We start from the raw sequence: 9,675 nt of genomic DNA, 5'->3' as shown, positions 1-9,675 counted from the left end.
CAAGACCCGCCTGGAGCGCCTGGGTTTCTTCAAGGAAGTCAACGTCGAGACCCCGGCAGTGCCCGGTGTCGATGACCAGGTGGATGTGAACTACAGCGTCGAAGAGCAGGCTTCCGGCTCGATCACTGCCAGCGTCGGTTTTGCCCAGAGTGCCGGTCTGATCCTCGGTGGTTCGATCACCCAGAACAACTTCCTGGGTACCGGTAACAAGGTCAGCATCGGCTTGACTCGCAGTGAGTACCAGACCCGCTACAACTTCGGTTACGTGGACCCCTACTGGACCGCTGACGGCGTGAGCCTGGGCTATAACGCCTTCTACCGTACCACCGACTATGACGAGCTCGATTCCGATGTCTCCAGCTATGCAGTAGACAGCTTGGGTGCCGGCGTCAACGTGGGTTATCCAATCAGCGAGACTTCGCGGCTTACATTCGGTCTCACCGCCCAGCAGGACGAGATCAGCACTGGCCGCTATACCGTTGACGAGATCTTCGATTTCGTCGAGAAAGAAGGCGACAAGTACCTGAACTTCAAGGCGTCTGCCGGTTGGTCCGAGTCGACCCTGAACAAGGGCGTGCTGGCGACCCGTGGTCATTCCCAGAGCCTGGTCCTGGAAACGACTGTGCCGGGTAGTGACCTGTCGTTCTTCAAGCTCGACTATCGTGGCCAACTGTTCCAGCCGTTGACCGACAACTACACCATGCGCCTGCACACCGAACTGGGTTATGGCGACGGCTACGGTTCGACCGATGGCCTGCCGTTCTACGAGAACTACTACGCCGGTGGTTTCAACTCGGTGCGTGGCTTCAAGGACAGTACGCTCGGGCCGCGCAGTACGCCGAGCCGGGGAGCGAGTGTCACGGGTAACACTGGTACAATCCGTGATCCGGACCAGGATCCGCTGCCATTCGGCGGTAACGTCCTCCTCCAGGGGGGCGTGGAGTTGCTTTTCCCAATGCCGTTCGTCAAGGATCAACGCTCGCTGCGCACTTCGGTATTCTGGGACGTCGGTAACGTATTCGACTCCACATGCGAAGACACCACTACTTCTAACGGGGGCAACTCCAATACGGAGTGCAACGACATCAGCCTGAGCAACCTGGCCAGTTCCGTCGGCGTGGGCGTGACCTGGGTCACCGCGCTGGGCCCCTTGAGCTTCGCATTGGCGATGCCGATCAAGAAACCGGATGACGCTGAAACCCAAGTGTTCCAATTCTCCCTCGGCCAGACGTTCTAAGCGCCTGACCCAAGATAACGACAATGGATTTTGTAGGAGTACATCGTGCGTAAGTTGACTCAATTGGTTCTCCTGGCCACCGTGCTGGTCGCCGGTCCGGCTTTTGCCGACATGAAGATTGCCGTGCTGAATTATCAGATGGCCCTGCTGGAATCCGACGCAGCGAAGAAATACGCCGTGGATGCGGAGAAGAAATTCGGTCCGCAACTGACCAAGCTCAAGGGCCTGGAAAGCAGCGCCAAGGGCATTCAGGATCGTCTGGTAGCCGGTGGCGACAAGATGGCCCAGGGCGAGCGTGAGCGTCTGGAGCTTGAATTCAAGCAAAAGGCCCGTGACTTCCAGTTCCAGTCCAAGGAGCTGAACGAAGCGAAAGCTGTTGCCGACCGCGAAATGCTCAAGCAACTCAAGCCGAAACTCGACAGCGCCGTGGAAGAAGTCATCAAGAAAGGTGGTTTTGACCTGGTGTTCGAGCGTGGCGCAGTGATCGATGTCAAGCCTCAATACGACATCACGCGCCAGGTAATCGAGCGCATGAATCAGCTGAAGTAATCCATGACAGCGACTATCAAGCTCGGCCAGTTGGCCGAGTTCCTCGGCGCCACCCTGCGTGGCGACCCGGAGAAGGCAATTACTGGGCTAGCCACTTTGCAAGAGGCTGGCCCAGCTCAGTTGAGCTTTCTGGCAAATCCTCAGTATCGCAAGTATCTGGCCGATAGCCGGGCCGCCGCGCTGTTGCTCAAGGCCGCTGATGCCGAAGGGTTTGCCGGCGATGCCCTGATCGTGCCCGATCCGTACCTGGCGTATGCGCGAATTTCCCACCTGTTCGATCCCAAGCCCAAGTCGGCTGCTGGTGTTCATCCCAGCGCGGTGATCGCGGCGGATGCCGTGGTCGACCCCACGGCCAGCGTCGGTCCGTTCGTGGTCATCGAAAGCGCGGCCCGCATTGGTGCGGGTGTCACGCTGGGTGCCCATTGTGTCATTGGCGCACGCAGCGAGATCGGTGAAGGTGGCTGGCTGGCCCCACGGGTCACCCTGTACCACGATGTCCGCATCGGCAAGCGCGTGGTGATTCAATCCGGCGCGGTGTTGGGCGGCGAAGGCTTCGGTTTCGCCAACGAGAAAGGCATCTGGCAGAAGATCGCCCAGATCGGTGGCGTCACCATTGGCGATGACGTGGAGATCGGCGTCAACACCGCGATCGACCGCGGCGCCCTGGCCGATACGGTCATCGGCAATGGCGTCAAGCTCGACAACCAGATCCAGATAGCCCACAACGTCCAGGTCGGTGATCACACCGCCATGGCCGCCTGCGTGGGCATCTCCGGCAGCACCAAGATCGGCAAGCATTGCATGCTCGCCGGTGGCGTGGGGCTGGTGGGCCATATCGATATCTGTGACAACGTGTTCCTGACCGGGATGACCATGGTGACCCACTCGATTACCGAACCGGGTGCCTATTCTTCCGGTACGGCCATGCAGCCGGCAGCCGAATGGCGCAAGAGCGCGGCGCGTATCCGCCAGCTCGACGACATCGCGCGGCGCCTCAAGCAGGTGGAAAAGCGTGTAGGGGACGTGACCCCTGGCGGTAATGCTTCATCAGATGGCTGATACCATTTCCATATCAAGTGTGCACAGCCGTTAGGGCATCTTGATTTGCTAGCGGAGTGCGCGTCACTCGTGCGCTCCCAATCTTTACATAGGCTTCCCCCCGAAATGATGGACATCAACGAGATTCGCGAATACCTGCCTCACCGTTACCCGTTCCTGCTGGTGGATCGGGTGGTGGACCTGGACGTTGAAGGCAAGCGCATTCGCGCCTATAAGAATGTCAGCATCAACGAGCCGTTCTTCAATGGTCACTTCCCCGCGCATCCAATCATGCCGGGCGTATTGATCATCGAGGCGATGGCTCAGGCTGCCGGGATCCTTGGTTTTAAAATGCTCGACGTAAAGCCTGCCGACGGCACGCTCTATTACTTCGTCGGCTCTGACAAGCTGCGCTTCCGCCAGCCGGTCACCCCGGGTGATCAGTTGATCCTCGAAGCCAAGTTCATCAGTTGCAAGCGCCAGATCTGGAAATTCGAATGCCAGGCTTCGGTCGACGGCAAGCCAGTCTGCTCCGCTGAAATCATCTGTGCGGAACGCAAGCTATGAGTTTGATTGACCCTCGCGCAATCATCGATCCGACGGCCGTTTTGGCCGCCGATGTCGAGGTCGGCCCGTGGTCGATTGTCGGCGCAGGTGTGGAAATTGGCGAGGGTACGGTGATCGGTTCCCACGTAATTCTCAAGGGACCGACCCGGATTGGTCGGCACAATCGCATCTACCAGTTTTCTTCGGTAGGCGAGGACACGCCCGATCTCAAGTACAAAGGTGAAGAAACCCGTCTGGTCATCGGCGATCACAACGTGATCCGCGAAGGTGTGACGATTCACCGTGGCACCGTTCAGGATCGTTCCGAAACGACCCTGGGCGACCATAACCTGATCATGGCCTATGCGCACATCGGCCATGACAGCGTGATTGGCAACCATTGCATCCTGGTCAACAACACCGCCCTGGCCGGCCATGTGCACGTGGACGATTGGGCGATCCTGTCCGGGTTCACCCTGGTGCACCAGTATTGCCATATCGGCGCCCACAGTTTCTCTGGCATGGGCACTGCCATCGGCAAGGACGTCCCGGCCTATGTCACGGTGTTCGGCAACCCGGCCGAAGCCCGCAGCATGAACTTCGAAGGCATGCGTCGGCGTGGTTTCAGCGAAGAGGCGATCACGGCACTGCGTCGCGCCTACAAGGTCGTGTATCGCCAGGGCTTGACGGTCGAACAGGCACTCGCCGAACTGGCCGAGGCTTCAGCGCAACACCCGGAAGTGGCGATCTTCCGCGATTCCATACAGTCTTCGACCCGCGGCATCACTCGCTGACCATGGCTAATTTGCGTATTGCACTGGTGGCGGGAGAGGCTTCCGGTGACATTCTGGGCGCCGGTCTGATGCGCGCGCTCAAGGCGCAGCATCCCGCTGTCGAATTCATTGGTGTTGGTGGGCCGTTGATGGAGGCCGAGGGGCTGACGTCCTATTTTCCGATGGAACGCCTGTCGGTGATGGGCCTGGTGGAAGTACTCGGTCGCCTGCGTGAGCTGCTGGCCCGGCGCAAGAAGCTGATCCAGACCCTGATCGATGAAAAACCGGATGTGTTCATCGGCATCGATGCGCCGGATTTCACCCTCAATATCGAACTCAAGCTACGTCAGGCCGGTATCAAGACCGTGCATTACGTCAGTCCATCGGTCTGGGCCTGGCGGCAGAAGCGGGTGCTGAAGATTCGCGAAGGTTGCGACCTGATGCTGACGCTGCTGCCGTTCGAAGCCCGGTTCTATGAAGAGAAGGGCGTGCCGGTTCGATTTGTCGGGCACACCCTGGCCGATACCATTCCCCTGCAAGCCGACCGCGATGCGGCCCGCCAGGCGTTGGGCCTGCCCGAGGGCCCCTTGGTGGCCTTGATGCCCGGCAGCCGGGGCGGCGAAGTGAGTCGCCTGGGTGGGCTGTTTTTCGACGCCGCCGAGCGCCTTCGGGCGCTGCGTCCCGGTGTACGTTTTGTCCTGCCGTGTGCCAGTGCGCAGCGTCGCGCGCAGTTGGAGGCGTTGCTGGTTGGTCGCGATTTGCCGGTGACGCTGCTCGACGGTCGTTCCCACGAAGCGTTGGCGGCCTGCGATGCCGTGTTGATTGCCTCCGGCACTGCTACCCTTGAAGCGCTGCTGTATAAACGCCCGATGGTGGTCGCCTATCGCCTGGCTCCGCTGACGTTCTGGATTCTCAAGCGCATGGTCAAGAGCCCTTACGTGTCCTTGCCGAACCTGTTGGCCCAGCGCTTGTTGGTGCCGGAGCTGTTGCAGGACGAGGCGACCGCCGAGGCGCTGGCCACCACGCTGTCGCCCTTGATCGACGGCGGCGAGGAGCAGACCCGAGGCTTTGACGAAATCCACCGTACCTTGCGTCGTGATGCTTCCAACCAGGCGGCTGACGCGGTACTGACCCTGATTGGCGCAAAACCATGAGCAACTCAAAGCTACAGATGGGCCTGGACTTCAACCTGGTCGCCGAAGTGGAAGAACTGGTGGCAGGTGTCGATGAAGTGGGGCGTGGCCCGTTGTGCGGCGCGGTGGTGACGGCGGCGGTGATTCTCGACCCGAAGCGGCCGATCCTGGGCCTCAACGATTCGAAGAAACTCACTGAAGCCCGTCGCGAAAAGCTCTATGACGAGATCTGCGAGAAAGCCCTGAGCTGGTGCATCGCCCGGGCCGAAGTGGAAGAAATCGATGAACTCAATATCCTGCACGCCACCATGCTTGCCATGCAGCGTGCCGTGCAGGGCCTGCACATCACGCCGAAACTGGCGATGATCGATGGTAATCGCTGCCCGAAACTGTCGATGCGCGCCGAAGCGGTGATCCAGGGCGACGCCAAGGTGCCGGCCATCGCGGCGGCCTCGATCCTGGCGAAGGTCAGTCGCGACCGGGAAATGGCCGCTTTCGAATTGATTTACCCGGGTTATGGCATCGGCGGCCACAAGGGTTACCCGACCCCCGTTCATCTGGAAGCCCTGGCGCGCCTTGGGCCGACGCCCATCCATCGGCGTTCGTTCGCCCCGGTGCGGTTGGCTTATGAAGCCCGTGAAGGGGTGATCGAAATCGAGAGATTCACCTGATCATTGTGGCGAGGGAGCTTGCTCCCGCTTGGGTGCGAAGCGCCCATAAGAAGGGGGGCTGCTGCGCAGCCCAGCGGGAGCAAGCTCCCTCGCCACGGATTCAATCACTTCAATGAGCGGTATGGGTTGCAGGCTGATGTTTTACCCAAGGCCCGGTACAATCCGGGCCTTGTTGTTTTCATGACTTAACGCAGGATCACTATGCCGGCTTCATTCGTTCATCTACGCCTGCACACTGAATACTCCCTGGTCGACGGCCTGGTGCGGATCAAGCCATTGGTCAAGACCCTGGTGGGCATGAACATGCCTGCCGTAGCGGTCACCGACCAGAACAACATGTGTTCGCTGGTCAAGTTCTACAAGGCCGCCATGGGCGCCGGGATCAAGCCGATCTGCGGTGCCGACCTGTGGCTGTCGAACAAGGACCCGGACGCACCGTTGAGTCGCATCAGCCTGCTGGTGATGAATGCCGTGGGCTATCGCAACCTCACCGAGCTGATCTCTCGCGGCTTTATCGACGGCCAGCGCAATGGCTCGATCATCATCGAGCGCGAGTGGGTGGCTGAAGCCAGCGAAGGGCTGATCATGCTGTCGGCGGCCAAGGAGGGTGAGATCGGCCTGGCCCTGCTCAGTGGCAACGCCGAAGAGGCCGAGGTCCTGGCGCGCGACTGGATGGCGGTGTTTCCCGATCGCTTCTACATCGAAGTGCAGCGCACCAATCGCCCCAACGACGAAGAACACCTGCACGCCGCCGTGGCCCTGGCCGACAAGATAGGCGCGCCACTGGTGGCGACCAACGACGTGCGCTTCATCAAGCAGGAAGATTTCGAGGCCCACGAAACCCGTGTCTGCATTGGTGAGGGCCGCGCCCTTGATGATCCGCGCCGTCCAAAGAACTACAGCGACCAGCAATACCTCAAAAGCGCCGAGGAAATGGCCGAGTTGTTCAGCGACCTGCCGGAGGCGCTGGAAAACACCGTCGAGATCGCCAAGCGCTGCAACATCGAAGTGAAGCTGGGCAAGCACTTCCTGCCCAACTTCCCGATCCCCGATGGCATGACCATCGACGAGTATTTCCGCAAGGTGTCCTTCGATGGTCTTGAGGAGCGCCTCAGCGTCCTGCTGCCCAAGGACACCACCGAAGATTACGAAGCCAAGCGCCAGGTCTATGTCGATCGGTTGAATTTCGAGCTGGATATCATCATCCAGATGGGCTTTCCCGGTTACTTCCTGATCGTGATGGACTTTATCCAGTGGGCCAAGAACAACGGCGTGCCGGTGGGTCCTGGCCGTGGGTCGGGTGCCGGGTCGTTGGTGGCCTATGTGCAGAAGATTACCGACCTCGATCCGCTGGAATATGACCTGCTGTTCGAACGTTTCCTCAACCCGGAACGGGTCTCCATGCCCGACTTCGACGTCGACTTCTGCATGGACGGTCGCGACCGGGTGATCGACTACGTGGCCGAGAAGTACGGTCGCAACGCCGTGAGCCAGATCATCACCTTTGGTTCCATGGCCGCCAAGGCTGTGGTGCGCGATGTGGCGCGGGTACAGGGCAAGTCCTACGGCCTGGCGGATCGTCTGTCGAAGATGATTCCGTTCGAAGTCGGCATGACGCTGGAAAAAGCCTACGAGCAGGAAGAAATCCTGCGGGACTTCATCAAGGTCGATGAAGAAGCCGCGGAAATCTGGGAGATGGCCCGCAAGCTCGAAGGCGTGGTGCGTAACGTTGGCAAGCACGCCGGTGGCGTGGTCATCGCGCCGACCAAACTGACCGACTTCTCGCCGATCTATTGCGATGAAGAAGGCGACGGCCTGGTGACCCAGTTCGACAAGGACGACGTCGAGGCGGCTGGCCTGGTGAAGTTCGACTTCCTCGGCCTGCGCACCCTGACCATCATCGACTGGGCGCTGAAAACCATCAACCGTGACCGGGCCAAGGTCGGCGAAGAACCGCTGGACATTGCCTTCATCCCGCTCGATGACAAGCCGACCTACAACCTGCTGCAAAAAGCCGAAACCACAGCGGTGTTCCAGCTTGAATCCCGGGGCATGAAAGAGCTGATCAAAAAGCTCAAGCCCGACTGCCTGGAAGACCTGATCGCACTGGTGGCCCTGTTCCGTCCGGGCCCGCTGCAATCGGGCATGGTGGATGACTTCATCAACCGTAAGCACGGTCGCGCCGAGCTGGCGTACCCACACTCGGACTATCAGTACGAAGGCTTGAAACCGGTGCTGGCACCGACCTACGGCATCATCCTGTACCAGGAACAGGTGATGCAGATTGCCCAGGTCATGGCCGGTTATACCCTCGGCGGCGCGGACATGCTGCGTCGGGCGATGGGTAAGAAAAAGCCCGAGGAAATGGCCAAGCAACGCGGCGGTTTCATTGACGGGTGCGCCACCAACGGTATCGACCCTGACCTGGCCGGTAACATTTTCGACCTGGTGGAAAAGTTCGCCGGCTACGGCTTCAACAAATCCCACTCCGCCGCCTATGGCCTGGTGTCGTACCAGACCGCGTGGCTGAAGGCGCACTACCCGGCACCATTCATGGCCGCGGTGCTGTCGGCGGATATGCACAACACCGACAAGGTCGTGACCTTGATCGAAGAAGTGCGGACCATGAAGCTGCGCCTCGACGCACCGGACGTGAACGCTTCGGAGTTCAAGTTCACGGTGAACGACGAAGGCCGCATCATTTACGGCCTGGGCGCGATCAAGGGTGTGGGCGAGGGGCCGGTGGAAGCCATCACCGAAGCGCGCCAGGACGGGCCGTTCAAGGATCTGTTCGACTTCTGCGCCCGGGTTGACCTCAAGCGCATCAACAAGCGCACCCTCGACGGCTTGATCCGCAGTGGCGCCCTGGACCGCCTGGGGCCTTATTTCCAGGATGAGCCCAAGGCCTACCAGGCCAACATCGACCGCAACCGCGCGGTGTTGCTGGCGGCAATGGAGGAGGCGATCAAGGCCGCCGAACAGACTGCCCGCACCCATGACAGCGGCCATGCCGACCTGTTTGGCGGGCTGTTCGTCGAAGAAGACGCCGATGTCTACGGCAACCATCGCAAGGCCAAGGAGCTGACCCTCAAGGAACGCCTCAAGGGTGAGAAAGACACCCTGGGCCTGTACCTCACCGGGCACCCGATCGACGAATACGAAGGCGAGATCCGCCGCTTCGCCCGTCAGCGCATCATCGACCTCAAGCCGGCGCGCGATACGCAAACCGTCGCCGGCATGATCATCGCCCTGCGGGTGATGAAGAACAAAAAGGGCGACAAGATGGGTTTCATCACCCTCGACGACCGCTCCGGGCGCATCGAGGCGTCACTTTTCGCCGATGCGTTCCATTCGGCGCAGTCGCTGTTGCAGACCGACGCGATGGTGGTGGTGGAAGGCGAGGTCAGCAACGATGACTTTTCCGGTGGCCTGCGGCTGCGGGTCAAGCGGGTGATGAGCATGGAAGACGCCCGTACCAACCTGGCTGAAAGCCTGCGCCTGAAGTTGCAGACCCAGGATCTCAAGGGCGATCAGCTACGCTGGTTGGGCGAATTGTTCAAGCGCCATCGCGGTGCTTGTCCGATCACCATGGAGTACGTACGCCCCGATGCCAAGGCTGTGTTGCAGTTCGGCGAAGGCTGGCGGATCGATCCGGCGGATGCGTTGATTCAAGCCTTGCGTGACCAGTTCGGCAAAGACAACGTCTTCCTCCAATACCGTTGACGGCC

The 9,675-nt window shown here is 60.3% G+C and carries 8 protein-coding genes; all 8 read left to right on the top strand.

What is annotated here, in order from left to right:
* A partial coding sequence (gene bamA / locus V7773_RS23540) for an outer membrane protein assembly factor BamA (protein WP_336075458.1) occupies positions 1–1,237 on the top strand: 1,237 nt, incomplete at its 5' end.
* 45 nt (positions 1,238–1,282) lie between these two features.
* Positions 1,283–1,786, top strand: a complete 504-nt coding sequence (locus V7773_RS23535) for an OmpH family outer membrane protein (RefSeq protein ID WP_003184901.1) — start codon at positions 1,283–1,285, stop codon at positions 1,784–1,786.
* Positions 1,787–1,789: 3 nt separating this feature from the next.
* Positions 1,790–2,845 carry a UDP-3-O-(3-hydroxymyristoyl)glucosamine N-acyltransferase gene (gene lpxD / locus V7773_RS23530; protein ID WP_336075455.1) on the top strand — a complete coding sequence of 352 codons (1,056 nt, stop codon included), beginning with the start codon at positions 1,790–1,792 and terminating at the stop codon, positions 2,843–2,845.
* A 105-nt stretch (positions 2,846–2,950) separates the two neighbouring features.
* Entirely contained in the window at positions 2,951–3,391 is a 441-nt protein-coding gene (gene fabZ, locus V7773_RS23525; RefSeq protein WP_003184897.1) for a 3-hydroxyacyl-ACP dehydratase FabZ, read from the top strand.
* On the top strand, positions 3,388–4,164 hold the full coding sequence (lpxA, locus tag V7773_RS23520) for an acyl-ACP--UDP-N-acetylglucosamine O-acyltransferase (RefSeq protein ID WP_336075453.1): 777 nt from the start codon (positions 3,388–3,390) through the stop codon (positions 4,162–4,164). The genes fabZ and lpxA overlap by 4 nt, the downstream gene beginning before the upstream one ends.
* Positions 4,165–4,166: 2 nt before the next feature.
* The gene (gene lpxB / locus V7773_RS23515; RefSeq protein ID WP_336075451.1) at positions 4,167–5,297 is read left to right on the top strand and encodes a lipid-A-disaccharide synthase; all 1,131 of its coding nucleotides are present in this window, start codon (positions 4,167–4,169) and stop codon (positions 5,295–5,297) included.
* Positions 5,294–5,947, top strand: coding sequence for a ribonuclease HII (gene rnhB, locus V7773_RS23510; protein WP_336075449.1), 654 nt, complete (start codon positions 5,294–5,296; stop codon positions 5,945–5,947). The genes lpxB and rnhB overlap by 4 nt, the downstream gene beginning before the upstream one ends.
* Before the next feature lie 201 nt (positions 5,948–6,148).
* On the top strand, positions 6,149–9,670 hold the full coding sequence (dnaE, locus tag V7773_RS23505; protein ID WP_092346693.1) for a DNA polymerase III subunit alpha: 3,522 nt from the start codon (positions 6,149–6,151) through the stop codon (positions 9,668–9,670).
* Positions 9,671–9,675: the final 5 nt, after the last annotated feature.

The sequence above is a fragment of the Pseudomonas sp. 3JA genome (assembly GCF_036961705.1).
Classification (GTDB): Bacteria; Pseudomonadota; Gammaproteobacteria; order Pseudomonadales; family Pseudomonadaceae; genus Aquipseudomonas; species Aquipseudomonas fluorescens_Q.
This window is presented reverse-complemented; position numbering and strand designations above follow the sequence as displayed.

Bases quoted from the DNA above. Each gene is read 5' to 3' on its own strand.
- lpxD (WP_336075455.1), top strand. From the start codon at position 1,790: ATGACAGCGACTATCAAGCTCGGCCAGTTGGCCGAGTTCCTCGGCGCC.
- fabZ (WP_003184897.1), top strand. From the start codon at position 2,951: ATGATGGACATCAACGAGATTCGCGAATACCTGCCTCACCGTTACCCG.
- lpxA (WP_336075453.1), top strand. From the start codon at position 3,388: ATGAGTTTGATTGACCCTCGCGCAATCATCGATCCGACGGCCGTTTTG.
- lpxB (WP_336075451.1), top strand. From the start codon at position 4,167: ATGGCTAATTTGCGTATTGCACTGGTGGCGGGAGAGGCTTCCGGTGAC.
- rnhB (WP_336075449.1), top strand. From the start codon at position 5,294: ATGAGCAACTCAAAGCTACAGATGGGCCTGGACTTCAACCTGGTCGCC.
- dnaE (WP_092346693.1), top strand. From the start codon at position 6,149: ATGCCGGCTTCATTCGTTCATCTACGCCTGCACACTGAATACTCCCTG.